Source organism: Erwinia sp. JH02, from assembly GCF_013074405.1.
In the GTDB taxonomy this organism is placed as follows: domain Bacteria; phylum Pseudomonadota; class Gammaproteobacteria; order Enterobacterales; family Enterobacteriaceae; genus Erwinia; species Erwinia rhapontici.
Genome location: NZ_JABANZ010000002.1, coordinates 794,049 through 819,050, shown reverse-complemented (window position 1 = coordinate 819,050; position 25,002 = coordinate 794,049). Strand labels below are relative to the sequence as shown.

The following is a 25,002-nucleotide window of genomic DNA, read 5'->3' as shown; positions in this document are numbered from 1 at the left end:
GGCAGAGAGGGAGAGGCAGGGGGGCAGCAAGGGCCAGCCGGAGCTGGCCCGAAGCATCATGCGGCGTTAAGAATACGCAGCGATTCGCGGTTAAAAGCGGGGAGATCGTCCGGCGTGCGGCTGGTGACCAGCCTGTCGTTATCGACCACGACCTCTTCATCGTAGAAATCAGCACCGGCATTTTTCAAATCAATCACCACCGGTTTCACCGTGGTCATTTTGCGACCGCGTACGGCATTGGCACTGATCAGCAGCTGTTGCCCGTGACAGATAGCGAAGACAGGTTTGCCCAGTGCAACAAAGGCTTTGGTGAAGGCGACAAAACGGTCATCGCCGCGCAGCGTGTCCGGGGAGTGGCCGCCGGGCAGCAGTAGCGCATCAAACTCGGCCGGATGGACATCATCGATATTTTTATCGACCTTCAGGCTGGCTTTACCCTGCTTACCAGTAATAGTTTTACCCGCTTCACTGTCAATGGTAATGACCTGGTGGCCGGCTTTTTTATACGCCTCTGCGGGAGAAGTAAATTCTGAGTCTTCAAATTCATCGGTAATCAGCACCGCAATTTTCTTGCTCATATTTCCTCCTGTGAGTTTCATTTAAATGCGCAGTAAGTGTGGTTCACTGGTGCTGAAAAGCAAATTCAGGGGCACAGCGAGGGGCACAGGTGGATGATTTTAGAAGGGAACATAGGGCACACAAAGGTAAAGAAGACGCAGGTCGCTGGTGTTTATGTATACCGCACCCTATGATAATTCCCCATTAAGCTCCCACTTTTCAGGACGATCTCATGGCCACGCTGCACTCCTTACTCGCTTTTGCTTCTTATTTTTTAACCAGCGGCGCGCTGGTACTGATCTTTCTGTTTATCTATACCCGCATTACACCGCACAACGAATGGCGTCTGATTAAAGAGAATAATCTGGCGGCGACTTCAGGGTTCATCGGGGCACTGCTGGGTTACATTATTCCGCTGGCCAGCGTGGCCATTAACTCCGTTAACCTGCTGGATTATCTGGTCTGGGGTGCAGTGGCGCTGGTTGTGCAGCTGCTGGTATTTACCGCAGTGCGCCTGTTTATGTCGGATATCAGCCGCCGCATTGAGGATAATCACCTGTCTGCGGGGCTGTTCCTCGGTGGGGTGTCTACCGGCGTGGGGATATTGAACGCCGCCTGCATGACCTACTGATCTCAACGTAAATTATGGATCACCTGGTTGCTGCTGCCGCGCCACAGCAGCGCCGGGTCTTTGAGTGCCTGAATAAACTTCCCGTCGATCAGCACATTCACGCTGGTGACCACCTGCTGCTGCTCTGTGCTCAGTTCCTCCAGGCGGTAACCTGTCCACATCCAGATATCTTTGCCAGCACACTCACGCTGCACTCGCCGCAATAGCCGTCCGACATCCGCCAGATTGGCCGGATGCAGCGGATCGCCGCCTGACAGCGACAACCCCTGGCGCGGAATACGTGTATCGTTGAGGTCGGCAATCAGCTGCTCTTCCATTTGAAGGGTGAACGGCAACCCGGAGTTCAGCCGCCAGGTGCTTTTGTTATAACAACCGGGGCATTCATGCACGCAGCCGGAGACAAACAGCGTGCAGCGCGTGCCGGGACCGTTAACGATATCCACCGGGTAGTACTGATGGATGTTCACCCCAGCTGACCGTTACCCAGGTGCTTCACCCGACGTTTAACCTCCTCCTGCTTCCCGGCGTTAAACGGACGGGCATCAGGACTGCCGAGATAGCCGCACACCCGCCGCGTCACCGAGACGCGGGTGCTGTCATGGTTACCGCATTTCGGGCAGGTAAAGCCTTTACTGGTGCACTCAAACTCGCCGGTAAAACCGCACTCATAGCACTCGTCGATAGGCGTATTGGTGCCGTAGTAAGGCACCCGGCTGTAGCTGTAATCCCAGACGTCTTCCAGCGCCTTAAGGTTGTGCTGAATGTTAGGGTATTCGCCGTAACAGATAAAACCGCCGTTCGCTAACGGTGGATAACCGGCTTCGAAGTCGATTTTATCGTACGGATTGACCTTCTTCTCCACGTCGAGGTGGAAGCTGTTGGTGTAGTAGCCCTTATCGGTGACGCCCGGCACCACGCCGAACTCGGCAGCATCGAGGCGACAGAAACGGTCACACAGGTTCTCACTGGGCGTACTGTACAGACTAAAGCCGTAGTCCGTTTCCTCTTTCCATGCCTCGACGGCGGCGCGCAGTCGGGCAACAATCTCCAGCCCTTTGGCGCGCAGTTGCGCATCATCATAAGGATGTACACTGCCGCCGCTCAGGGCATTCAGCGTTTCATGAATGCCAATATAGCCCAGAGAAATGGAGGCTCTGCCGTGACGGAAGATAGGTGCCACCGGATCATCGGCTTTCAGGCGCACTCCGCACGCACCCTCCATATAGAGGATGGGGGCCACGCGGGCCTTCACATTTTCCAGCCGGGCGATGCGTGTCATCAGGGCTTTCTTCGCCAGCAACAGACGCTGGTCGAGCAGCGTCCAGAAGCGGCTCTCATCACCCTGTGCCTCCAGCGCAATACGCGGCAGGTTAAGGCTGATCACGCCGATATTGTTACGGCCATCGTGGATCGGCTCGCCGTTCTCTTCATACACGCCCAGGAAGCTGCGGCAGCCCATAGGGGTTTTAAACGATCCTGTGACCTTGACCACCTGATCGTAATTGAGAATATCCGGATACATGCGTTTGCTGGCGCACTCCAGCGCCAGCTGTTTGATATCGTAGTTGGGCTCGCCAGCGGCCTGATTTAGCCCGGCTTTGATAGCAAAAACCAGTTTCGGGAACACCGCCGTTTTATGATTTTTCCCCAGTCCGGCAATGCGGTTCCGCAGAATCGACTGCTGGACCAGGCGCGCCGCCCAGCTGGTGCCAAGGCCAAATCCAAAGGTGACAAACGGCGTCTGGCCGTTAGCGGTATGCAGTGTATTCACTTCATATTCCAGTGACTGGAACGCGTCGTAGCACTCTTTCTCTGTGCGCGTTTGGGCATACGCTTCGACATCCGCCACCTGCCATTGCTGCGCAGTGGCACGATGTTTCACCAGGCTGGCTTCCACAAACGGGGCCAGCACCTCATCAATGCGGTTAATGGTGGTGCCGCCGTAAATATGGCTGGCCACCTGGGCGATAATCTGTGCGGTAACGGCGGTCGCGGTGGAGATCGACTTTGGCGGTTCGATCTCGGCATTCCCCATTTTGAAGCCATGGGTCAGCATGCCGCGCAGGTCAATCAGCATACAGTTAAACATCGGGAAGAACGGCGAATAGTCGAGGTCGTGATAGTGGATCTCACCGCGTTCATGCGCACTGACCACATCGCGCGGCAGCATATGCTGACGGGCATAGTGTTTAGCGACGATGCCGGCCAGCAGATCGCGCTGGGTCGGGATCACTTTGCTATCTTTGTTGGCATTTTCATTCAGCAGTGCCGGGTTGCTCTGTTCAATCAGACCGCGAATTTCATGGTTCAACCGACCGCGCAGCTCGCGTGCTACGTCGCGATCGTGGCGGTATTCAATATAGCTGCGTGCCAGCTGCGGGTAACGGCCTGCCATCAGCTGGTTCTCAACCGCGCGCTGAACCTCTGCGATATCCACGCTCGGGCGGGCGGTGAGCTGAGCGCTAATCTGGCTGGCGGCAGTGGCGCAGTAGTCGTCATCGTCAATTTTCGCAGCCTGTGCAGCGGCACGGATTGCCGCCTCAATACGCGCTGGATCGAAGGCGACCTGACAGCCGTCCCGCTTGATTACCTGAGTTGCCACCGCTGCTCTCCTGAATGAAGAAAATCTATATGTGGGTTTTGATGGCTATAGTAAACGCTATATATAGTGTTGCGATCAGATTTAAACGCCGTTTTATTGACCTGAGGCAAAGATCTGACAGCAGCGCAGCAAAGATAAGCGATGGTCAACGTCGGTTAAGGTTTTGTGTGGTTATACGCTATTTTTTGCCATCAAGGTGTGCTGTGGCGGTTGCATTCAACCCAAAGGAATCACTACTATTGCCGGTTGCCATAGAGCGAAATCCATTTTGCTCTGGTCTCTCAGGGATACTGTCTGATGTCGTCTGTCGCTTATAACGAAAAACAGGTCATTCGCTGGCTCGGTGCACGTACCGTGGCCCGGGCGCGCGATCTGGTCGCCAGCGTACAGAATCTGCAGTGGCAAAATAATTTGCTGACCGGCGAGGTGCCGGGACGTAAAGCGGAACCTTTCAGCGTGATCGTGCATTTCAGTCGTCCCCAGGGCAGGTTGCTGGCCAGCGGGGAGTGCAGCTGTGCTGTAAAAAATAACTGTAAGCATGTCGCGGCGCTGATGCTGGCGAACCTGCAACCCCGCCAGCCAACAGCGGCAGTGGTCCTCAAAACCATTGAGGCAGTGCCTGTCCCGGTGCTGCAACTGCAATCACGTGCCAAATTTATCAGCGGCTATGGTCATTATGGTCATCGCCAGAAGCGCCTCGATTTTGCCTCCGTCAGCTTTGACTACGCAGGCGTGAACGTTGATGCAGGAAGCCGGGCGGAGAACTTTACCGACAGGAATGGTCTGCGCTACCACGTTCAGCGCCATACGGAAGAGGAGCAGTCCTGGCTGGCGCAGATCGACACGGTCGGGCTGAATGCCATCCCCGCCGGGCATATTTATACGCCTGCTCCGTTGCCCCCGGCGATCTTCGCCCCGGCATCGCCGCCGCAGTGGCGTGATTTCATTAAAAAAGGCCTGCCTGCGCTGCGCAAACGCGGCTGGCGCATCAGCATGGATGATGATTTCACCTGGAACGTCTCGGACGTTGATGCGATTGAAGGGCGCGCAGTACAGGGCGAGGACGGCTGGTTCGATCTTGAGCTGGCGATGAAAATTGGCCGCCGACGCGTGCGCCTGGAGCCGCTGCTGGCGAAGTTGTTTGAGCGTGACCGCCGCTGGATGTCCGGCAATCTGCGTCTGATTGATGATGACGAACAGATTGAGATGCGTGACGACAAGAATCAGCGATTGCTGTTTCGCGCGGGTCAGCTAAAGCCGCTGGTGGGCAATCTGATTGATCTGTTTGGCGCGCATCAACCGCTGCGACTGGCCGCCTGGGATATCGGGCGTCTCAGCGAACCTGGCGATCGTAACCGCTGGATATTTGACGGTGACAACGCGGTCCATCAGCTGGCAGAACGATTGAACGGGCACAGCGGCGTGCAGGCCATTGCCCCGCCTGTTGGCTTGCAGGCCACCCTGCGCGATTATCAGCAGCAGGGCGTTAACTGGATGCAGTTCCTGCGTGAGCATCAGCTGGCGGGCATACTGGCCGATGATATGGGGCTGGGAAAAACGATTCAGACGCTGGCCCACCTGCTGCTGGAAAAAGAAGCCGGGCGCCTCGATCGTCCTGCACTGATCGTGGTGCCGACCACGCTGGTCCATAACTGGTGCTGTGAAGCACGGCGCTTTGCCCCCGATCTGCGAGTACTGGCGCTGACCGGGCCGCAGCGCAAAGACTTTTACGATCAGATGGAACAGTACGACGTGGTCATCACCACCTATTCACTGCTGTGGCGCGATCAGCCGCAGCTGGTGGCGCACTATTATCATCTGCTGATCCTCGATGAAGCGCAGTACGTGAAGAACAGCGCCTCACGTGCCGCCTCGGTAATCCGCACCCTGAAGACGCGGCATCGTCTCTGCCTGACCGGAACCCCGCTGGAAAATCACCTCGGGGAGCTGTGGTCGCAGTTTGATTTCCTGCTGCCGGGCTTCCTCGGCAGCGAACGCGACTTCACCCAGAACTGGCGTATTCCGGTAGAACGCAATGGCGATAAAGTCAGGCGTGAGCTGCTGGCGAAGCGCGTACGGCCGTTTATGCTGCGCCGCCGTAAACAGGAGGTCGCCAAAGAGCTGCCGCCGAAAAATACCATTGTGCGCAGCGTGCCTCTGGACGGTGCGCAACGAGAACTGTATGACCAGGTGCGTGCCGCCATGCAGGACCGCGTACAGTTAGCGATGCAGCAGCAGGGGCCGGGACGCAGCCATCTGCTGGTGCTGGATGCCCTGCTAAAACTGCGCCAAATCTGCTGCGATCCGCGTCTGATGTCCGATCCGCGCGCCGAGCGGGTGAAACACTCTGCCAAGCTGGCGCTGCTGCGCGAGATGCTGCATGACCTGCTGGCAGAAGATCGGCGCATCCTGATCTTCTCGCAGTTCACCACCATGCTGGGCATCATCGCCGAAGAGTTACAGAAAGCGCGCATTCCTTATGTCATCCTGACGGGCAGCACCCGCGATCGCACTGAGCCGGTACGGCGTTTTCAGCAGGGCGAAGTCCCGGTGTTTCTGATCAGCCTTAAAGCGGGCGGAGTTGGGCTGAACCTGACGGCGGCCGACACGGTGATCCACTACGATCCCTGGTGGAACCCGGCGGCTGAAAATCAGGCCACCGATCGCGCTTATCGCCTCGGGCAGGATAAACCGGTCTTTGTGTATAAGCTGATCGCGGCCGATACCATTGAAGAGAAGATCGTCGCGATGCAGCAGCAAAAAGCCGAGCTGGCCGGAGAGATCCTCGACGACGAGCTGAGTGAACCCTCCAGTTTCAGTCAGGACGATCTGGCGGCACTGTTCTCCTGACATCACCGCCCGGATAGCATCAAAACGTTAACGGCGCCTGCGCCTTATGGAATTCGTTTCGTGAGATGTAACTTGATGTAACACGCGAATTATGTTTTATGAGGTCATCACAAAAAAAGGATGCCCTGATATGCCATGGTCACTGCGCCCGCTGTTGCTTGCCTGTTCCCTGTTTCTGCCATTCACTGTGGCTGCCGACCCGGCAGGGAAACTCCCGCTGATGCCCTGGCCGCAGCAGGTAGAGCAGCCAGAGGGTAGGGGAAATCTGGCCCTGACCATGCCGCTGGCGATTCAGGTTAAGGGCGATAACCTGCACGAGGCAATCCCGCGCTGGCAGCAACGCCTGGCGCGTCAGACCGGTAACCCTGATCTGCCGATTTCCGCCAGTGCCACGTCATTACAGATCCGTATCGCCCGACAGGTTGCCGCTATTCCTCAACCGGACAGCGATGAGAGCTACCGGCTGGTGGTCAGCGCCGACGGCATCACACTGGATGCAGCCACCCGTTTTGGCGCGATGCGCGGCATGGAAACGCTGCTGCAACTGGTGCATAACAGCACGGTGCCCCTGGTGACGATTAATGACCACCCGCGCTTTCCGTGGCGCGGGATCCTGATTGATTCTGCCCGCCACTTTATGCCCATTGAGACGCTGAAACGCCAGATTGATGGCATCGCCGCTGCGCGTATGAACGTCTTCCACTGGCACCTGACCGACGACCAGGGCTGGCGTTTTGGTTCCAGTCATTTCCCACAGTTGCAGGAAAAAGCCAGCGACGGACTGTGGTACAGCCCGCAGCAGATGCGCGATATCGTCAGCTATGCCGCCCATCGTGGCGTGCGTGTGGTGCCGGAAATTGACTTTCCGGGGCACGCTTCGGCACTGGCGGTGGCGATGCCTGAACTGATCGCGGCACCGGGGCCTTATCAAATGGAACGTGGCTGGGGCGTCTTTAAACCGCTGCTCGATCCGTCCCGCGAACAGGTTTATCAGTTTATTGATACGCTGGTGGGCGAGGTGGCCGCCATCTTCCCCGATCCTTATCTGCATATTGGTGGCGATGAAGTGGATCCCAGCCAGTGGGATAACTCTGAGGCTATCGCTCAGTTTATGCAGCAGAAAGGGTTGAAAGACAGTCATGCACTGCAGGCATATTTCAATCAACGGGTGGAGAAGATCCTGGAAAAACACCAGCGACAGATGATCGGCTGGGATGAAATCTATCATCCCGATCTGCCGCGCAGCATTCTGATCCAATCCTGGCGCGGACCGGATGCGCTGGGTGAAGTGGCAAAAAACAACTATCGCGGCATCCTTTCTACCGGCTTCTATCTCGATCAGGCCCAGCCTGCGGCGTTCCATTATCGCAATGAAGTCTGGCCGCAGGGACTGAACGATGCCGATCGGATCAAAGAGGGCGAAACAGCACAGAGCTGGCAATTTACGCTGCCACGTCTTAAGGGTAAGCCGCTTACAGGCAGCTTTACGCTGATTGATGCCGTTGGTGGATGGCGCGGATTTATTGATTTCGAAGGGCGCTCGCGGCGTATGGTGCGGGAGATCCGCTGGCTGTCGCCCACCCAGTTTACCTTCCGTGTCGACAGCTGGATGGGCGAGCTTCGTCCAGTGCTCACCCTGGCGGGCGACAACATGAGCGGCTACTGGCGCATCGGTAACGTGCGCTATCCCACTGTGGGCAGCAGGCTGCCGCAGCCTCCGCAGGGTATAAAACCGGTACTGCCGGATGATGCCCAGTTGCGAAATAACCTGCTGGGCGGGGAAGCGGCGCTGTGGAGCGAAATCGTCGATGAGAACGTGATTGACGTCCGTTTGTGGCCGCGGGCATTTGTGGTGGCAGAGCGGCTGTGGTCGGCCTCTGATGTGACGGATGAGAAGAATATGTATCAGCGCCTGGCAGCGGTTGATAGCTGGTCCGCCGTGTCGGTGGGTCTGCAACAGCACGCGGAGACGCAGTTGCAGATGATGCGTCTGGCCAACAGTAGTGACACGGTGCCGCTGCAAATCTTCGCTGAAGCGCTGGAGCCTGCGCAATTCTATACCCGACAGCATCTGAAATATCAGGCCGGGCATTACACGCAGGCTGAACCGCTGAACCGGCTGGCCGATGTACTGCCATCTGAAAGCAACAAAGTGCGTGAGCTGGATCAGCAGGTGGACGCGCTGATCGCCAATCGGGGTGACCGACAGGCGGCGCAGGCGATCCGCCGTCAGCTTCTGCAGTGGCAGCACAATATTCCGCTGGTAGAGCCGGTGCTGGCGCAGAACCCGCAGCTACGGCCGCTGCTGCCGGTGGCAGGGCAGGTGGCAGAGATCAGTCAGATGGGGCTGTCACTGCTGGATGCCATGGAAAAGGAACAAACTTTTGGCGCTCGTGAAGTGGCGAAGATGCATCAGCGGCTGGATCAGGCAGCGTTCAGCCAGGATGAAGTGGTGATTGCGCTGGTGTATCCGGTGGAGAAATTATTGCGCAACGGGAAATAACGGCGGGTCGATCGTTGATCGACCCGTACAACGATTTACGACGTTCGCTTAACGACGTACAGCGATCGCTTCGATTTCGATGTTCACATCTTTTGGCAGACGCGCCACTTCCACACACGAACGTGCCGGGAAGCTGGCCTGGTGCTCAGTGAAGAAGGCTTCGTAGGTGGCATTCACCGTGGCGAAGTCATTCAGATCTTTCACGAACACGGTAGTTTTAACGATATCACCCACTTTCAAACCCGCGGCCTCAACAATCGCTTTCACATTTTCCAGTGACTGGCGTGCCTGAGCGGCAATATCGTCCGCCACAGCACCGGTTTTCGGATCGACCGGGATTTGGCCTGACGTGAAGATCATGCTGCCGAGATCCACACCCTGAACATAAGGGCCGATAGCGGCGGGGGCGTTTTCCGTACTGATTTCGCGTGACATAGTTTCTCCTGAATGTGTGCGATGGTGAGGATAGGGGTACAGCGTATCATTTTTGCCCGGGCCGGGCATGCCCGGCCCCTACAGGTACAGTGATATTCCGTAAGAGCGAGGCCCGACAGCAACGGTGATACCCCCGTAGGGGCGAGGCATGCCTCGCCTCTCTGTTTGACCCGGCGCGTGTCACATCCTGCCCACGCAACGGACCAAATGCAACGGCATTAACCGTTTGCCATCACCACATGGTGCGCGAACTCTTTCTCGCAGTATTTACATTTCAGGTGCAGCTCATCCTGGCGCTGTTTCACCGCGAAGCTGGAATGCACCGGTTCAGAACGGCTGATGCAGTTGCTGTTCGGGCAGGTCAGCACGCGTTCAATCCGGTCTGGCAACGTCGGGGAGCTCTTCGCCACCACGTTGTAATCATCAATGCGGTTCACCGTTGCGTGCGGTGCATACACCGCCAGCTGGTTGATCTGATCGTCGGTCAGGAAGGTGTTCTCAATCTTGATCAGGTCTTTGCGGCCCAGCTCACCCGAGGGCAGATTCAGGCCAATGGTAATGCGCTGGTCGGTTTCCGTCAGGCGGAACAGGGAGAGCAGCTTAAAGCCAATCTGAGCCGGGATATGGTCGATCACCGTGCCGCGTTTAATCGCTTCAACCTGTAATTTATTATCGTGTGTCATGTGCTTATCCCCTTAAAGAACCGGTTCGCTGTTCAGTACCAGCGCCAGAAGTGCCTGGCGTGCGTAGATACCGTTACCTGCCTGCTGGAAATACCAGGCGTGCGGCGTGTGATCGACATCCGTGTCGATTTCGTCAATACGCGGCAGCGGGTGCAGAACTTTCATATTCTCGCGTGCGCCCACCAGATCGCTGGCGCGCAGAATAAACTGGGCTTTGACGTTAGCGTATTCCGACGGATCAAGACGCTCTTTCTGTACGCGGGTCATATACAGAATGTCCACCTGCGGCACCACTTCTTCAATGCTGTCATGACGTGTCCAGACAATGCCTTTTTCGTCGAGCATATCGGTGATGTAAGCCGGCATCGCCAGTGCATCAGGCGCAATAAAGTAAAAACGATTGCCTTCAAACTTCGCCAGCGCCTGGGTCAGTGAATGTACGGTGCGGCCATATTTCAAATCACCGACCATCGCCACGCTGAGGTTATTCAGACGGCCCTGCGTTTCCTGCAAGGTAAACAGATCGAGCAGCGTCTGAGTCGGATGCTGATTGGCGCCATCGCCCGCGTTCAGGATCGGCACGCCGCCGGAAAACTCGGTTGCCAGACGCGCGGCGCCTTCCTGCGGATGACGCATGACAATCGCATCCACATAGGTGCCAATCACGGAGATGGTATCGGCGAGGGTTTCCCCTTTCTTGCCCAGCGAGGTGTTGCTGCCATCGGCAAACCCGACCACGGACGCGCCAAGACGATGCATCGCCGTTTCAAACGAGAGGCGGGTGCGGGTGGACGCTTCAAAGAAGCAGCTGGCAATCACGTTGTGCTTCAGCAGCTCAGGCTGTGGGTTCGCCTTCAGGCTGGCCGCGGTACGCAATACCAGCTCCAGCTCTTCACGGTTGAGATCGTTAATTGAAATAATGTGTTTGTGATATAGGGGGTTAGCCATTTCCACTCCTTTTGCCGTTATCATTCATGATGCAGCGGTGTCGGCTGCCTCATGAGTGCTATAGCGCAACGTTTTTGCATTAAAATACGGGCAAAAAAAAGCCCCTCAATGAGGGGCTTTTCTTGATGATCGGTCATGCAACGGGAGGAAAAACGGTGCTGCCCGCCTGTAGAAAGGCGATTCAGTACGGCTTGATTAACGCAATTCAGTTTCATGCATCCTCCCGGCAAACGGGGTGCATTATACGCATTCATCCGTTTGCAGCAAGCGAAAAACGCGTAACGTAATCGTTTGCCTGGGGTGAGTTACCCCAATTGTGCCAGCGTGGCCACCATCACTGCTTTGATGGTGTGCAGACGGTTTTCTGCCTGGTCAAACACCACGCTGTGCGATGATTCAAACACCTCATCGGTGACTTCCATGCCGCCGTGCAGATCGTACTGCTGCGCCATCTGCTGGCCCAGCGTGGTCTGGTCATCGTGGAACGCAGGCAGGCAGTGCAGGAACTTCACCTGCGGGTTCCCGGTCGCCTCAAGCATCGCCATGTTCACCTGATAAGGGCGCAGCAGGGCAATACGTTCGTGCCATACCTCTTTTGGCTCACCCATGGATACCCAGACGTCGGTGTAAATGAAGTCCGCGCCCAGCACGCCTTGCGCAATATCTTCTGTCAGGGTGATTTTTCCGCCGGTTTTTTCTGCCACGCTGCGGCATTCAGCAACCAGCCCCGCATCCGGCCAGCAGCTTTTCGGTGCCACCAGGCGCAGATCCAGGCCTGTCAGCGCCGCCGCCTCCAGCAGAGTATTGCCCATATTATTATGGGTATCGCCGACGTAGGTCAGCGTCATCTGACTGAAGGCTTTCTCCGGCAGGTGTTCCTGCATGGTGAGCAGGTCCGCCAGCAACTGGGTGGGATGAAACTCGTTGGTCAGCCCGTTCCACACCGGCACACCAGCGTGTTCGGCCAGGGATTCCACCAGCACCTGGCCGTGGCCGCGATATTGAATACCGTGGTACATCCGGCCCAGCACGCGGGCGGTGTCTTTCATCGACTCTTTATGGCCGATCTGGCTGCCGCTCGGGCCAATCCAGGTGACGTTCGCGCCCTGATCGTATGCGGCAACTTCGAAAGAGCATCGGGTGCGGGTCGAGTCTTTTTCGAAGATGAGCGCGATATTTTTACCTTTCAGATGCTGAATTTCTTCGCCATTTTTTTTATCGGTCTTCAACGTGGACGCCAGCGCCAGTAAGCCGTTGATTTCAGCGGGGGTGAAATCGAGCAGCCTGAGGAAGTGACGTTGATATAACTGACTCATAAAGCACTCCGGGATGATCTTTAATGAATTAAAATTCAATTTAACCGTATTAATATTCACTTTCAACCCCGAAGAGCAGAAACTTGCTTTTAAAGGTAGTGGCGCAGAGGGCACTGTGGGAAAATACGCGAAATAACGCCTTAATGAGGAAGCGATCATGGCTAATGAAGCATTGTTGGAAGAGCAGCGTGAAGAAACGCGGCTGATTATTGAAGAACTGCTGGATGATGGCAGTGACCCGGACGCGCTGTACACCATTGAGCATCATTTCTCTTGCGACAGCTTCGATGCGCTGGAGAAAGCGGCCGTGGAAGCTTTTAAGCTGGGTTACGAAGTCACTGAGCCGGAAGAGCTGGATCTGGAAGATGGCACCAAAGTGATGTGCTGCGATATTCTCAGCGAAGGCGCGCTGAACGCTGAACTGATCGACGCGCAGGTTGAGCAGCTGATCGATGTGGCGGGCAAGTTCAACGTTGACTACGACGGCTGGGGCACCTACTTCGAAGATCCGGACGCGCAGGATGACGACGAAGGCGATGAAGATGACGAAGCCATCGACGGCGAAGATAACGGCATCCGCCACTGATTCTCCCCTGTAAATTCTGGCCGGGCATGCCCGGCCATTTCATGACGTTGAGCAAATGAATACCGAACACCTGCTGGCCCCTGTCCTCGATTTCCTGCACTGCCGTACGCCTCAAGCCTGGATTGACGAAGCCCGTCAGCCGCAACATCTTCCTCTGTTACTGACCGACCATCTGGTATGTGAGCTGAAAGCAGCCCAGACCGCCATGTGGCTGATCCGTAAATATGTTGCGGACAAAGCCAGTGGCGATGCCCTGCTGGCGTGGCTGAAACCCTGGGAACAGTTTGTTCACAACGATCAGGCCGATCTTGCTTTCCTCGAACAGCATAAAGGTCTGTCAAAAACCATTATCAGCCGTGAAGAGGTGCCTTATGGCGATGAGCTGGTGGATAAGATGGTGCTGCTGATCAAAGAAGAGCTGCACCATTTCTATCAGGTGCTGGAGATTATGCAGGCGCGTGGTATTCCCTATATGCGCATCACCGCCAGCCGCTATGCCAAAGGGTTAATCCGCGAGATCATCACGCATGAACCGCAAACGCTGGTGGATAAACTGATCTGCGGAGCCTATATCGAAGCGCGATCCTGCGAGCGTTTTGCCAGTCTGGCACCGTATCTTGATGATGAACTGGCGGGGTTTTATATTTCGCTGCTGCGCTCAGAGGCGCGACACTATCAGGATTACCTGGCGCTGGCTGCACTGATCTCACCGACGGATATCAGCGTGCGGGTGCGTAAAATCGGGGAAACGGAAGCGCGTCTGATCATGGAACCGGACAACCAGCTGCGTTTTCACAGTGGCGTTCCGAACTTCGCCTGAGAGGCGAGCGGATAAAAGGGCCGATTGGAACACACGAACGGCCCCTGCAGGGGCCGTCCGCCGCGGTTAAAGGGTTTTCAGCATCGTCACTTCGCAATCCACATGACCGGTGGAGCCCATCGGGCCATCGATATGCTCAAAACCGAGATGTTCATACAGGCGAATGGCGCGCGTCAGTGACGCGGTAGTTTCCAGATAGCAACGTTTAAAGCCCTGCTGGCGGGCATAGTCCATCGCCTGAATGGCCAGACGGCGTGCCAGCCCGAGGCCACGCACCGACGGCATAAAATACATTTTCTGCAGTTCACAGACATCCGCATCGCTGCTCGCCAGTGGCGCGATGCCACCGCCACCCACCACCTTTCCTTCCACTTCGACCACCCAGAAAGCACAGTTCTCTTCACTATAGACTTCATAGAGATGGTCAAGATTAGGGTCCGAAACGGTATAGCCTTTATCTGCCGTCAGGCCAAATTCTGCCGATACGGTGCGGATCACCGCAGCAATATGCGGGTTGTCAGCGGGAACGATCGGGCGCACGCGCAGGGTTGTCTGAATTGCGGTTGTCATACATTTCGCTCATGGTCTGTCGGTTGCAGGTAGTGTAATAACACTGCCAGCGTGCGGATGCAATGTCTGTGCATCAGGGGTTAACGTCTCTGAGTATGTTATCTAAATGATAATTATTTATTGTCGGGTTTCCAATGCCATGCTTAAATAGCGCGGCTATTTATTACGCTTTTATTTTCTGCTTCCCAGCAGTCTATTTCTATTTCAGGAAGAAAAACAAATGGAAAACAATACCTCGAATCAGCAGCGTCATGCGGTGCTGTTTCACGGTCGTTCTGGTGAATATTTCTCTATCTGGCTGGTCAATGCACTGCTGACCATGATCACATTGGGTATTTATTCTGCCTGGGCCACCGTCCGTCGCCGTCGCTATTTCTATGGCAATACCGAAATTGCGGGCGATCGCTTTGATTACCACGCTCGTCCCATTGATATCTTGAAAGGCCGTATTATTGTCTTCGTGGGCCTGGTGCTGTTCTTTATCCTCTCTTCAGCCATGCCGGGAATCTCACTGGTATTCGCGCTGGCGTTCTTCGCGTTAATACCGTGGATTGTCATCCGCAGTTGGCGTTACAACGCGCTGATGAGCAGCTTCCGTGGTGTGCGTTTTAACTACCTTTGCCGCGTGGGCCGTGCTTACTGGACCATGTTCCTGTGCCCGGTATTGCTGGTGCTGGCGCTCTATCTGGTCGTTGGTGTGATCGGTATGTTAGCCGCGAACAGTGGCAGCATCAGCGCTGCTCTGACCGTTGGCATCCTGGCATTTGTGCTGTTCCTGGCTGGTCTGGCGGCAGTGCAGGGCACCGTTGCTGCACTGAACCACGATCTGTATATCAACAACATGTCCTACGGTTCGCTGCCATTTAAAGCCGAACTGAGCAAAAAAGCGTTCATCAAAATGGTGTTAATCAGTTTCCTGATTATGCTGCCATTCCTGATCATCGCGGGAATGTTGATTGGTTCTCTGTTTGTCTCGATTTTCTATGCCATGGCAATGGGCATCACCGATCCTGAAATTCTGGGCAGCCAGATGAATGGTCAGCTGTTTAATATCTTCCTGACCTTCTTAATATTACTTTTCGGTGGTTTAGTTTCTTCTGCTTATTTAGTCGTGGCACAGCGTAATTGCGTGTTTGGCCAGACTCAATTAGGTGAAAAACTCCGCCTTAAGTCAACTATGTCTACAGGATCATTCTTAGGCCTGACGCTGACCAATACCCTGATTGTGATTTTCACCCTGGGTCTGGGGACGCCAATTGCTGAAGTTCGTCTGGCACGCTATATGGCGAACAGCACGGCGCTGGAAGGCGATATCTCTCTGCTGGACGTGCAGGCGCACCATGACACTGCCGGCACCGCCGTAGCAGAAGAAGTTGTTTCCGCATTCGATCTGAACGCTGGCATCTGACCTTGCAGCTGAACGGTTTTTATCAGTACCCTGGACGGGCAGCTCGCGAGGCTGCCCGTCTCACATTAGCGGAACAGCATGTGACGCTGGATCAGGGCACGCACCGGCAGCTCCTGATGTTGAACGATGTGACGGTCTCTGACGCGCTCGGGACCATCCCGCTGACGATCTCCTTCCCGGACGGCGGGCGCTTTGTCCCGGATGATGATGCGGCGTTCCGCGAGTGGTGGCAGCAGCGTCGTCGTCCAGGCCTCGTTCACCGGCTGGAACAGCATCGCCGGGGTGTCGTTGTTACTTTGCTGGCCACGCTGGCCGCCATTGCGTTCTACATCTGGGTGATCCTGCCCGTGACCAGCCGTGTGCTGGCGCAGCATATTCCCGCGTACGTTGAGCGCCAGGTCGGCCAGCAAACCTTCACTCTGCTACAGCATACCGGCTTCAGCGTTGGACGCCTGACGGAAGAGCAACAGCAGCGTATCAACCGGCTGTTCCGTGACAGTATTCCGGCAGAGATGAAAGATGACCCGACGCCGCTGCGGCTGAAGATCATGCATTTCGCCGGGGGGCCGAACGCCTTTATGCTGGCAGACGGTACGCTGATCGTCAGCGATGACCTGGTGCGGATGGCGAAAAGTGACGATGCGATTGTCGCGGTGATGCTGCATGAGATAGGGCACCATCAGCATCGTCATGTGATGCGTATGCTGGTGCGTTCGTCGCTGGTGTCGCTGAGCTATCTCTGGCTGACCGGCGATGTCAGCGGGATTGGTGACACGCTGTTACAGTCGGCGGCGTTTGTCGATCAGCTTCAGTTCTCACGCAGCATGGAGCGTGAGGCCGATGAGTATGCCATTGTGCAGATGAAGGCGCAGGGGCGTTCTCTGGCAGCGATGTCTGAGATCTACCGGCAGCTTGAACAGTCCGCAGAGAAGGAGAGCAGTGGGATTAATCTGCCGGAATGGATGAGTACCCATCCGGATATGCCTGCGCGCATCAAAGCCATTCAGGCGGCGGAGTAAATCTGTCAGAAAGGCGAGGCACGCAATAAAAAAGGGCCAGGCATGCCTGGCCCCTACGGGGAACGGTATTGTAGGGGAGGGGCATGCCCCTCCCGTCAACTCGGCATGCAATAAAAAGGGCCAGGCATGCCTGGCCCCTACAGGGAACGGTGTTGTAGGGCAGGGCACGCCGCCCCCACAGTGATTGATGTTGTAGGGCAGGGCATGCCGCCCCACAGGGATTGATATTGTAGGGGAGGGGCATGCCCCTCCCTTCACCATTACAGCGCGGCAATCACCGCTTGCTGCTCAATCAGTTTGATCTTCGCCTGCTCAAAGTCTGCCAGACGTTCACGCTCTTTCGCCACGACGGCTTCCGGTGCGCGCGCCACAAACCCTTCATTGCCCAGCTTAGCGGTGATTTTTTCCATCTCCACCTCCAGCTTAGCCACTTCCTTCACCAGACGCTCCAGCTCCGCCGCTTTATCCACCAGGTCAGCCATCGGGATCAGCAGCTCAGCACCGTCAACCAGTTTGGTGACGGAAACCGGGCCTTTCTCGCCCGCTGGCAGCAGCTCAAGCGTTTCAAGACGCGCCAGGGTTTTGAGGAAGTTATGGTTGTCGTTAACACGACGCACCACATCGGCACTGGCGCCACGCAGCAGCACATCCAGCGGCTTGGATGGGGAGATATTCATCTCGTTGCGAATGTTACGCACCGCGACGATCGCCTGCTTCATCCACTCGGTGTCGGTCATCGCCGCCACATCAACACGGCTTTCGCTGAATTCCGGCATCGGTTGCAGCATGATGGTGTCGTCGCTGATGTTTTTCAGCACTTTCACCTGCTGCCAGATGGTTTCAGTGATAAACGGAATAATCGGATGCGCCAGACGCAGCAGGGCTTCCAGTACCGTAACCAGCGTGTTGCGCGTACCGCGCAGCTGAGCCTCAGAACCGCCGTTCATCACCGGCTTAGCCAGCTCCAGATACCAGTCGCAGAACTGGTTCCAGGTGAACTCATACAGAATGTTAGCGGCGATATCGAAGCGATAGCTGTCCAGCGCTGCACGATAGGCTTTCACCGTTTCGTTGAATTCCGCGAGGATCCAGCGGTCCGCCAGCGACAGTTCCAGCTCGCCGCCGTTGAAACCGCAGTCGTGCTCTTCGGTATTCATCAGCACAAAGCGGCTGGCGTTCCACAGCTTGTTACAGAAGTTGCGGTAACCTTCCAGGCGCTTCATATCCCAGTTGATGTCGCGGCCGGTTGAGGCCAGCGCCGCCAGGGTGAAGCGCAGAGCATCGGTGCCGTGCGGCTCAATACCGTTCGGGAACTGCTTCTCGGTGCGCTTACGGATTTTCTCCGCCAGCTGCGGCTGCATCATGTTGCCGGTGCGTTTCTCCAGCAGATCTTCCAGCGAGATACCGTCAACCATATCCAGTGGGTCGATCACGTTGCCTTTGGACTTGGACATTTTCTGCCCTTCGTCGTCACGGATCAGACCCGTCATATACACGGTTTTGAACGGCACCTGCGGTTTGCCGTCTTCATCTTTGATGAAGTGCATGGTCAGCATGATCATGCGGGCAATCCAGAAGAAGATGATGTCGAAGCCGCTGACCAGCACGCTGGTCGGGTGGAAGGTGCGCAGCGCTTCGGTGTTCTCCGGCCAGCCCAGGGTGGAGAAAGTCCACAGCCCGGAAGAGAACCAGGTATCCAGCACGTCTTCGTCCTGGGTCAGCACCACATCGGCACCCAGATTGTTCTCGGCGCGCACTTCTTCTTCGCTGCGCGCCACGTAGACGTTCCCTTCGGCATCATACCAGGCCGGGATACGGTGACCCCACCACAGCTGACGCGAGATGCACCAGTCCTGGATATCACGCATCCACGAGAAGTACATGTTTTCATACTGCTTCGGTACGAACTGGATCTCTCCCTGTTCCACCGCTTCTACCGCCACTTTCGCCAGCGGGGCCGTGCGCACGTACCACTGATCGGTCAGCATGGGCTCGATCACCACACCGCCGCGATCGCCATAAGGCACGGTCAGGTCGTGGGGTTTGATCTCATCCAGCAGGCCGAGGGCATCAATCGCTGCCACGATCGCTTTACGCGCCGCAAAGCGTTCAAGCTTCTGGAATTCAGCCGGAATGGTCGGATCGCAGGCATCAGACTCTTCGCCGTTGGTGTCATACACCTGGGCTGTTTCACGGATGTCGCCATCGAAGGTCATGATGTTGATCATCGGCAGCTTGTGGCGACGTCCCACTTCGTAGTCGTTGAAGTCGTGCGCCGGGGTGATCTTCACGCAGCCGGTGCCTTTCTCCATGTCAGCGTGTTCATCACCGACGATCGGAATACGGCGACCGACCAGCGGCAGCACGAGGAACTTGCCGATCAGATCTTTATAACGCGGATCTTCAGGATTGACCGCCACGCCGGTATCACCGAGTACGGTTTCCGGACGCGTGGTGGCGACCACCAGATAATCTTTACCGTCAGCGGTTTTCACCCCATCGGCCAGCGGATAGCGGATGTGCCACATGGAGCCTTTTGACTCGCGGTTTTCCACTTCCAGGTCAGAGATGGCGGTGCGCAGTTTAGGGTCCCAGTTCACCAGGCGCTTGCCACGGTAGATCAGGTTCTCTTTGTGCAGGCGAACGAACACCTCTTTCACGGCATTCGACAGGCCTTCATCCATGGTGAAGCGCTCACGCTCCCAGTCCACGGAGTTGCCCAGACGACGCATCTGGCGGGTAATGGTGCCGCCGGATTCGGCTTTCCACTGCCAGATTTTTTCGATGAACGCATCGCGGCCGTAATCTTTACGAGTTTTGCCTTCTTCCGCGGCGATCTTACGCTCTACCACCATCTGCGTGGCGATGCCCGCGTGGTCGGTCCCTGCTTGCCACAGGGTGTTTTTACCCTGCATGCGCTGGTAGCGGATCATGGTGTCCATGATGGTCTGCTGGAAGGCGTGACCCATATGCAAGCTACCGGTTACATTCGGCGGCGGGATCATGATGCAGAAGCTTTCCTGGCTGGTGTCGCCATGCGGTTTAAAGTAGCCCTGTTGTTCCCAGTGCTCGTAAAGCGGCTGCTCGATATCTTGCGGGTTATATGTCTTTTCCATGTCTGCTATGTCTTAGGCAAAGGGGGCGTTGCCGTATTCAAGTGGAATCCAACGCTGCGATAAGCTTTATAGCGGTCGCGCGCCAGCTGTTTCAAAGATGGTTCATAGGGGACGAAGTCTACCACTTCATAGAAAGCGGTGGCAAAATCTGCAAACTGCGGCAGCAGGCTGATCAGCAGGTCGCGCGGTGAATTACCGCGACGTTGTGGCCAGGCCAGCTCGACCGGGGCACCATACTTTGGGCCTTCTCCGGCCAGATTATGCGGCACGAAGGCATTTGCCGGGCGTTGCCACAGGGCTTCATCCAGCCGGATGGCCTGCGCTTCGTCTTCACAGGCAATCAGCACGCGTTTCCCGTCACGCCAGCGGGCCTCAGCCAGATCGCAGACCAGCGCTTCATGAGCGCTCAGCCCGTCAACCGGGGTATCGGTTTCCAGCAGATAGAAAGTTGCGTTTTTCATAATGATGCCAGTTGGGTTGGTCAGATCCGCAGGGGCCAGGCATAGCTGGCCCCTACAAATACGATGGCGGTGTCGCAGGGGTCAGGCATGCCTGACCCGAACGAGGCACCCTGCAGGCACCTGTTACCGTCGGTTTAATCGTCGCCGTTCAGACCTGCGCGGTTCAACAGGAACTGAGACAGCAGGGCAACCGGACGACCGGTCGCGCCTTTGGCCTTTCCTGAACGCCAGGCGGTTCCGGCCACATCAAGATGTGCCCAGTTGTACTTACGCGTGAAGCGCGCCAGGAAGCAGGCTGCGGTGATGGCACCACCCGGGCGGCCGCCAATGTTTGCCATATCGGCAAAATTGGAATCCAGCTGCTCCTGATATTCATCCGCCATCGGCAGACGCCATGCGCGATCGCCTGCCTGTTCTGAAGCACCAATCAGCTCATGCGCCAGCGGGTTGTGGTTCGACAGCAGGCCGCTGATATGGTGGCCCAGCGCAATCACGCAGGCTCCGGTCAGCGTAGCCACGTCGATAACCACATCCGGGTCAAAGCGCTCAACATAGGTCAGGGCATCGCACAGAACCAGTCGACCTTCCGCATCCGTGTTCAGTACTTCTACGGTCTGGCCTGACATGGTGGTCAGCACGTCACCTGGACGGTAAGCGCGGCCACCCGGCATGTTTTCACAGCCCGCCAGCACGCCCACCACGTTCAGCGGCAGACCCAGCTCAGCAACCATGCGCATGACGCCATACACTGAGGCCGCCCCGCACATATCGTACTTCATTTCGTCCATCGCTTCGCCCGGCTTGAGCGAGATACCGCCGGTATCAAAGGTCACGCCTTTCCCGACCAGCACGATGGGACGTGCTTCTTTATCCGGGTTGCCTTTGTACTCGATCACCGACATCAGGGATTCGTTCTGCGAACCGGCCCCGACGGCAAGATAGGCGTTCATCCCCAGCTCTTTCATCTGCTGTTCGCCGATGACGCGGGTGGTGATGTTGGCCCAGGTATCCGCCAGCTGGCGCGCCTGTGACGCCAGATAAGCGGCGTTACAGATGTTCGGTGGCATATTGCCGAGATCTTTCGCGGCCTTAACGCCCGCAGCCACCGCCAGACCGTGCTGAATCGCACGTTCACCGCTGGTCAGTTCGCGGCGCGTCGGCACGTTGAACACCAGCTTGCGCAGCGGACGACGCGGCTCAACCTTGTTGCTTTTCAACTGGTCGAAGCTGTACAGCGTCTCTTTTGACGTTTCTACCGCCTGGCGTACTTTCCAGTAGGTGTTGCGCCCTTTGACGTGCAGCTCGGTGAGGAAGCAGACGGCTTCCATCGATCCGGTGTCATTCAGCGTGTTAATGGTCTTTTGAATGACCTGCTTGTACTGACGCTCATCCAGCTCACGCTCCTTGCCACAACCAATCAGCAAGATACGTTCAGAGAGAATGTTCGGCACATGATGCAGCAGCAGAGTCTGGCCGACTTTTCCTTCCAGTTCACCACGGCGCAGCAGGGCGCTAATGTATCCATCGCTGATTTTATCCAGCTGTTCAGCAATCGGTGACAACCGGCGCGGTTCAAACACGCCCACCACAATACAGGCACTGCGCTGTTTTTCCGGGCTACCGCTTTTTACACTGAACTCCATGCACTCTCCTGAATCTTAAAGACAACGGCGCTTGCTGCGGCTAGAATAGACCGCTTTCGTAACGTATAGCGCTGTCGCATAACGCTGTTGTCAGATTGGGTTTTGGTGAGGATTATTTTTTTTTGCATCACCAGAACGCGGTTGTTGTCATACTATTTTAGTAGTGACATGGGCCATTGATGAGAATAAATGGCGTATAAGCGATGAAACTAGCGATTTTCCTGCAAAAAGACAAGTTTTCACAGGCGTACTCAGCGTGATCATTATTAGATATCTGGTTCGGGAAATGCTCAAAAGCCAGCTGGCTATCCTGTTCATCCTGCTGCTGATCTTCTTTTGTCAGAAGTTAGTCAGGATACTGGGAGCCGCGGTGGATGGCGAAATTCCTACAAATTTAGTGCTGACCTTATTGGGCCTTGGCGTGCCCGAGATGGCACAGCTGATCCTGCCGTTAAGCCTCTTTTTAGCCATTTTGATGACGCTTGGCCGATTATACACCGAGAGTGAGATCACCGTGATGCACGCCTGTGGTTTAGGCAAGAGCGTGCTGGTGAAGGCGGCGATGATCCTGATGTTGTTCACGGCATTGGTTGCCGCGGTCAACGTCGGCTGGATGGGGCCGTGGTCTTCTCGTTATCAAAGTGAAGTGATGCAGAACGCGAAAGCGAACCCGGGTGCCGCGGCGCTGGCCGCCGGTCAGTTCCAGCAGTCTGGCGATGGTCAATCTGTGCTGTTTATCGAAAACGTCAAAGGCAACAATTTTGGCAATGTTTTCCTCGCGCAGTTGCGGCCGAAAGGCAATGCCCGGCCGTCCGTGGTGGTCGCTGACCATGGACATATGGAACAGCGTAAAGACGGTTCGCAGGTGGTGACGCTCGACAGCGGCACCCGTTTCGAAGGCACTGCGCTGCTGCGTGACTTCCGCATTACTGACTTCAAAAATTATCAGGCGATTGTCGGCCATCAGACCGCTACCCTTGACCCGAATGACTCTGAGCAGATGAGCTTCGGCGAGCTGTGGCACTCTGATAAACCTGATTTCCGCAGTGAGTTGCACTGGCGACTGACGCTGGTGTTCTCGGTGCTGATCATGGCGCTGATGGTGGTGCCGCTCAGCGTGGTCAACCCGCGTCAGGGACGCGTGCTGTCGATGCTGCCAGCGATGCTGCTCTATCTGGTGTTCTTCCTGCTGCAAAGTTCGCTGCGCTCCAGCGGTAATAAGGGGCGCCTCGATCCGGCTCTGTGGATGTGGGGGGTTAACCTCGGGTATCTGGCGCTGGCCGTACTGCTGAATGCGTGGGATACGGTGCCAATGCGCCGACTGCGCGCGCGTTTCACTCGCGGAGGATCGGTCTGATGTTTGGCGTTCTTGACAAATATATCGGTAAAACGATTTTCAATACGATTATGGCGACGCTGTTTATGCTGGTGTCGCTCTCCGGCATCATCAAATTTGTCGATCAGCTGCGTAAAACCGGGCAGGGCGAATACACCGCGCTCGGTGCCGGGCTGTATACCCTGCTGAGTGTGCCGAAAGATATTGAGATCTTCTTCCCGATGGCCGCGCTGCTTGGGGCACTGCTGGGCTTAGGTACGCTGGCCCAGCGCAGCGAGCTGGTGGTGATGCAGGCTTCCGGTTTTACCCGTATGCAGATTGCCGCTTCGGTGATGAAAACCGCGATCCCGCTGGTGCTGCTGACCATGGCCATTGGTGAGTTTGTGGCCCCGCAGGGTGAGCAGATGGCGCGTAACTACCGTGCGCAGCAACTGGTGGGCGGTTCGCTGCTCTCCACGCAGAGCGGGCTGTGGGCGAAAGACGGCGATAACTTTATCTTTATCGAACGTATTCGCGGCGACAACCAGCTGGCGGGCATCAGTATTTACAGCTTTAACAAAGAGCGCCGTTTGCAAACCGTGCGCTATGCCGCCTCTGCGCAGTACAGCGCGGAGAAAAAACTGTGGGAGCTGGCGCAGGTGGATCAGTCCGACCTGACGGACCCGCAGCAGGTGAAAGGCACCCAGACGCTGAGTGGCGAATGGAAAACCACCCTGACCCCGGACAAGCTGGGTGTGGTGGCGCTGGACCCAACGGCGCTGTCGATCACCGGGCTGTATAACTATACGAAGTATCTGAAGCAGAGTGGGCAGGTGTCTGGCCGCTATGAGCTGAACATGTGGAGCAAGATCTTCCAGCCGCTGTCGGTGGCGGTGATGATGCTGATGGCCCTGTCGTTTATCTTTGGTCCGCTGCGCAGCGTGTCGATGGGGATGCGTGTGGTCACCGGGATCAGTTTTGGCTTCCTGTTCTACGTGCTGGACCAGATCTTTGGGCCGTTGAGCCTGGTGTATAACATTCCGCCATTGCTGGGCGCGCTGCTGCCGAGTGCCGCGTTCTTTGCGATCAGTGTGTTTATGCTGCTGAAGCGGCGGTAATCAGGGGGCTCCGGCCTATCCCGAAGGCGGACTTTTTGTTTTGGTCAGCCTGTGGTGTTAAAGCCAGGTCAACGTCAAGGGCGTTCCGGCCGCCTTGCAGGCGGTCGGGAAGGGGGAAGGCAGTCGCCCCTTCCCCCTTCACCCCCGGGCTTGCGGCAGGCGCCGCGCCCGCTTTCAGCGGGTTCCCTCAGAAAATCGACTTTCCTGCCGGACCGGGTGTGACGGGACGTCCCTGTCCCGGCACACCCTCTCGCCAACGTCCTGTTGGCGCGTCCTGGAAATCCGATTTCCTTCGGCGCAGCTAAGATGCCGCCTCAACGTCAAAACCCAAACCAGAAACACTTTTTGGGTTGGTTTGGTTTGGGTTTGACCTGGGATGTTGACTTTCAGGCGGCAATTAAGAATCGCTGAGAAAGCGAA

At 56.4% G+C, this 25,002-nt stretch carries 21 protein-coding genes; 9 read left to right on the top strand and 12 right to left on the bottom strand.

The window, feature by feature from the left end:
- Nucleotides 1-56: 56 nt before the first annotated feature.
- Complete coding sequence (locus HHI26_RS08465; protein ID WP_159337322.1) at nucleotides 57-578, bottom strand: type 1 glutamine amidotransferase domain-containing protein; 522 nt, start codon at nucleotides 576-578, stop codon at nucleotides 57-59.
- Nucleotides 579-790: 212 nt separating this feature from the next.
- Here HHI26_RS08465 and HHI26_RS08460 point away from each other — a divergent pair, with 212 nt between their 5' ends.
- A complete protein-coding gene (locus tag HHI26_RS08460; protein WP_133844014.1) occupies nucleotides 791-1,189 on the top strand; it encodes a DUF350 domain-containing protein in 399 nt (132 codons plus the stop codon).
- 2 nt (nucleotides 1,190-1,191) lie between these two features.
- Here HHI26_RS08460 and nrdG read toward each other — a convergent pair whose 3' ends face one another.
- Both nrdG and nrdD read right to left on the bottom strand, forming a co-directional pair.
- On the bottom strand, nucleotides 1,192-1,656 hold the full coding sequence (gene nrdG / locus HHI26_RS08455; RefSeq protein WP_133844012.1) for an anaerobic ribonucleoside-triphosphate reductase-activating protein: 465 nt from the start codon (nucleotides 1,654-1,656) through the stop codon (nucleotides 1,192-1,194).
- Entirely contained in the window at nucleotides 1,653-3,791 is a 2,139-nt protein-coding gene (gene nrdD, locus HHI26_RS08450) for an anaerobic ribonucleoside-triphosphate reductase (RefSeq protein WP_159337323.1), read from the bottom strand. Before nrdD ends, nrdG begins: the two co-directional genes overlap by 4 nt.
- A gap of 297 nt (nucleotides 3,792-4,088) precedes the next feature.
- Between nrdD and HHI26_RS08445 the strand changes: the two genes are divergently transcribed.
- On the top strand, nucleotides 4,089-6,641 hold the full coding sequence (locus HHI26_RS08445) for a DEAD/DEAH box helicase (protein ID WP_171148912.1): 2,553 nt from the start codon (nucleotides 4,089-4,091) through the stop codon (nucleotides 6,639-6,641).
- Between the two features lie 130 nt (nucleotides 6,642-6,771).
- On the top strand, nucleotides 6,772-9,144 hold the full coding sequence (locus HHI26_RS08440; protein WP_171148911.1) for a family 20 glycosylhydrolase: 2,373 nt from the start codon (nucleotides 6,772-6,774) through the stop codon (nucleotides 9,142-9,144).
- A 48-nt stretch (nucleotides 9,145-9,192) separates the two neighbouring features.
- Here HHI26_RS08440 and ridA read toward each other — a convergent pair whose 3' ends face one another.
- From ridA to argF, 5 genes are all read right to left on the bottom strand, one after another.
- A complete protein-coding gene (ridA, locus tag HHI26_RS08435; RefSeq protein ID WP_133844004.1) occupies nucleotides 9,193-9,579 on the bottom strand; it encodes a 2-iminobutanoate/2-iminopropanoate deaminase in 387 nt (128 codons plus the stop codon).
- A gap of 218 nt (nucleotides 9,580-9,797) precedes the next feature.
- Complete coding sequence (gene pyrI, locus HHI26_RS08430; RefSeq protein ID WP_133844002.1) at nucleotides 9,798-10,262, bottom strand: aspartate carbamoyltransferase regulatory subunit; 465 nt, start codon at nucleotides 10,260-10,262, stop codon at nucleotides 9,798-9,800.
- 12 nt (nucleotides 10,263-10,274) lie between these two features.
- Complete coding sequence (pyrB, locus tag HHI26_RS08425) at nucleotides 10,275-11,210, bottom strand: aspartate carbamoyltransferase (protein WP_133843999.1); 936 nt, start codon at nucleotides 11,208-11,210, stop codon at nucleotides 10,275-10,277.
- 20 nt (nucleotides 11,211-11,230) lie between these two features.
- The gene (locus tag HHI26_RS08420; protein ID WP_133843997.1) at nucleotides 11,231-11,425 is read right to left on the bottom strand and encodes a hypothetical protein; all 195 of its coding nucleotides are present in this window, start codon (nucleotides 11,423-11,425) and stop codon (nucleotides 11,231-11,233) included.
- Between the two features lie 90 nt (nucleotides 11,426-11,515).
- A complete protein-coding gene (gene argF, locus HHI26_RS08415; protein WP_133843995.1) occupies nucleotides 11,516-12,526 on the bottom strand; it encodes an ornithine carbamoyltransferase in 1,011 nt (336 codons plus the stop codon).
- 157 nt (nucleotides 12,527-12,683) lie between these two features.
- Between argF and rraB the strand changes: the two genes are divergently transcribed.
- Complete coding sequence (gene rraB, locus HHI26_RS08410) at nucleotides 12,684-13,112, top strand: ribonuclease E inhibitor RraB (RefSeq protein WP_133843993.1); 429 nt, start codon at nucleotides 12,684-12,686, stop codon at nucleotides 13,110-13,112.
- A 55-nt stretch (nucleotides 13,113-13,167) separates the two neighbouring features.
- Nucleotides 13,168-13,932, top strand: coding sequence for a tRNA isopentenyl-2-thiomethyl-A-37 hydroxylase MiaE (miaE, locus tag HHI26_RS08405; protein WP_133843991.1), 765 nt, complete (start codon nucleotides 13,168-13,170; stop codon nucleotides 13,930-13,932).
- A 66-nt stretch (nucleotides 13,933-13,998) separates the two neighbouring features.
- Here the strand turns inward: miaE and HHI26_RS08400 are convergent, their stop codons facing one another.
- On the bottom strand, nucleotides 13,999-14,502 hold the full coding sequence (locus HHI26_RS08400; RefSeq protein ID WP_133843989.1) for a GNAT family N-acetyltransferase: 504 nt from the start codon (nucleotides 14,500-14,502) through the stop codon (nucleotides 13,999-14,001).
- Between the two features lie 220 nt (nucleotides 14,503-14,722).
- Between HHI26_RS08400 and HHI26_RS08395 the strand changes: the two genes are divergently transcribed.
- On the top strand, nucleotides 14,723-15,910 hold the full coding sequence (locus tag HHI26_RS08395; RefSeq protein ID WP_171148910.1) for a DUF898 family protein: 1,188 nt from the start codon (nucleotides 14,723-14,725) through the stop codon (nucleotides 15,908-15,910).
- A 2-nt stretch (nucleotides 15,911-15,912) separates the two neighbouring features.
- On the top strand, nucleotides 15,913-16,929 hold the full coding sequence (locus HHI26_RS08390) for a M48 family metallopeptidase (protein WP_171148909.1): 1,017 nt from the start codon (nucleotides 15,913-15,915) through the stop codon (nucleotides 16,927-16,929).
- Nucleotides 16,930-17,189: 260 nt separating this feature from the next.
- On the opposite strand, the gene HHI26_RS08385 is transcribed toward HHI26_RS08390, so the two are convergent.
- From HHI26_RS08385 to pepA, 3 genes are all read right to left on the bottom strand, one after another.
- On the bottom strand, nucleotides 17,190-20,045 hold the full coding sequence (locus HHI26_RS08385) for a valine--tRNA ligase (RefSeq protein ID WP_171148908.1): 2,856 nt from the start codon (nucleotides 20,043-20,045) through the stop codon (nucleotides 17,190-17,192).
- A gap of 5 nt (nucleotides 20,046-20,050) precedes the next feature.
- Nucleotides 20,051-20,506 (bottom strand): DNA polymerase III subunit chi, encoded by a 456-nt coding sequence (locus tag HHI26_RS08380; RefSeq protein WP_133843981.1) that lies wholly within the window; start codon nucleotides 20,504-20,506, stop codon nucleotides 20,051-20,053.
- A gap of 134 nt (nucleotides 20,507-20,640) precedes the next feature.
- Nucleotides 20,641-22,149 (bottom strand): leucyl aminopeptidase, encoded by a 1,509-nt coding sequence (gene pepA, locus HHI26_RS08375; RefSeq protein WP_133843979.1) that lies wholly within the window; start codon nucleotides 22,147-22,149, stop codon nucleotides 20,641-20,643.
- 256 nt (nucleotides 22,150-22,405) lie between these two features.
- On the opposite strand from pepA, the gene lptF reads away from it, so the two are divergent.
- Together lptF and lptG are read left to right on the top strand one after the other, a co-directional pair.
- Nucleotides 22,406-23,506 (top strand): LPS export ABC transporter permease LptF, encoded by a 1,101-nt coding sequence (gene lptF, locus HHI26_RS08370; RefSeq protein ID WP_159337326.1) that lies wholly within the window; start codon nucleotides 22,406-22,408, stop codon nucleotides 23,504-23,506.
- Nucleotides 23,506-24,582, top strand: coding sequence for an LPS export ABC transporter permease LptG (gene lptG, locus HHI26_RS08365; protein WP_171148907.1), 1,077 nt, complete (start codon nucleotides 23,506-23,508; stop codon nucleotides 24,580-24,582). Before lptF ends, lptG begins: the two co-directional genes overlap by 1 nt.
- Nucleotides 24,583-25,002: the final 420 nt, after the last annotated feature.

What these genes read in the sequence shown, in the direction of transcription:
- pyrB (WP_133843999.1), bottom strand. Translation starts at nt 11,210, where the DNA reads ATGGCTAACCCCCTATATCACAAACACATTATTTCAATTAACGATCTC.
- lptG (WP_171148907.1), top strand. Translation starts at nt 23,506, where the DNA reads ATGTTTGGCGTTCTTGACAAATATATCGGTAAAACGATTTTCAATACG.
- HHI26_RS08440 (WP_171148911.1), top strand. Translation starts at nt 6,772, where the DNA reads ATGCCATGGTCACTGCGCCCGCTGTTGCTTGCCTGTTCCCTGTTTCTG.
- HHI26_RS08420 (WP_133843997.1), bottom strand. Translation starts at nt 11,425, where the DNA reads ATGAAACTGAATTGCGTTAATCAAGCCGTACTGAATCGCCTTTCTACA.
- HHI26_RS08460 (WP_133844014.1), top strand. Translation starts at nt 791, where the DNA reads ATGGCCACGCTGCACTCCTTACTCGCTTTTGCTTCTTATTTTTTAACC.
- pepA (WP_133843979.1), bottom strand. Translation starts at nt 22,149, where the DNA reads ATGGAGTTCAGTGTAAAAAGCGGTAGCCCGGAAAAACAGCGCAGTGCC.
- argF (WP_133843995.1), bottom strand. Translation starts at nt 12,526, where the DNA reads ATGAGTCAGTTATATCAACGTCACTTCCTCAGGCTGCTCGATTTCACC.
- pyrI (WP_133844002.1), bottom strand. Translation starts at nt 10,262, where the DNA reads ATGACACACGATAATAAATTACAGGTTGAAGCGATTAAACGCGGCACG.
- ridA (WP_133844004.1), bottom strand. Translation starts at nt 9,579, where the DNA reads ATGTCACGCGAAATCAGTACGGAAAACGCCCCCGCCGCTATCGGCCCT.
- HHI26_RS08445 (WP_171148912.1), top strand. Translation starts at nt 4,089, where the DNA reads ATGTCGTCTGTCGCTTATAACGAAAAACAGGTCATTCGCTGGCTCGGT.
- HHI26_RS08400 (WP_133843989.1), bottom strand. Translation starts at nt 14,502, where the DNA reads ATGACAACCGCAATTCAGACAACCCTGCGCGTGCGCCCGATCGTTCCC.
- HHI26_RS08465 (WP_159337322.1), bottom strand. Translation starts at nt 578, where the DNA reads ATGAGCAAGAAAATTGCGGTGCTGATTACCGATGAATTTGAAGACTCA.
- HHI26_RS08385 (WP_171148908.1), bottom strand. Translation starts at nt 20,045, where the DNA reads ATGGAAAAGACATATAACCCGCAAGATATCGAGCAGCCGCTTTACGAG.
- HHI26_RS08395 (WP_171148910.1), top strand. Translation starts at nt 14,723, where the DNA reads ATGGAAAACAATACCTCGAATCAGCAGCGTCATGCGGTGCTGTTTCAC.
- HHI26_RS08380 (WP_133843981.1), bottom strand. Translation starts at nt 20,506, where the DNA reads ATGAAAAACGCAACTTTCTATCTGCTGGAAACCGATACCCCGGTTGAC.
- rraB (WP_133843993.1), top strand. Translation starts at nt 12,684, where the DNA reads ATGGCTAATGAAGCATTGTTGGAAGAGCAGCGTGAAGAAACGCGGCTG.
- miaE (WP_133843991.1), top strand. Translation starts at nt 13,168, where the DNA reads ATGAATACCGAACACCTGCTGGCCCCTGTCCTCGATTTCCTGCACTGC.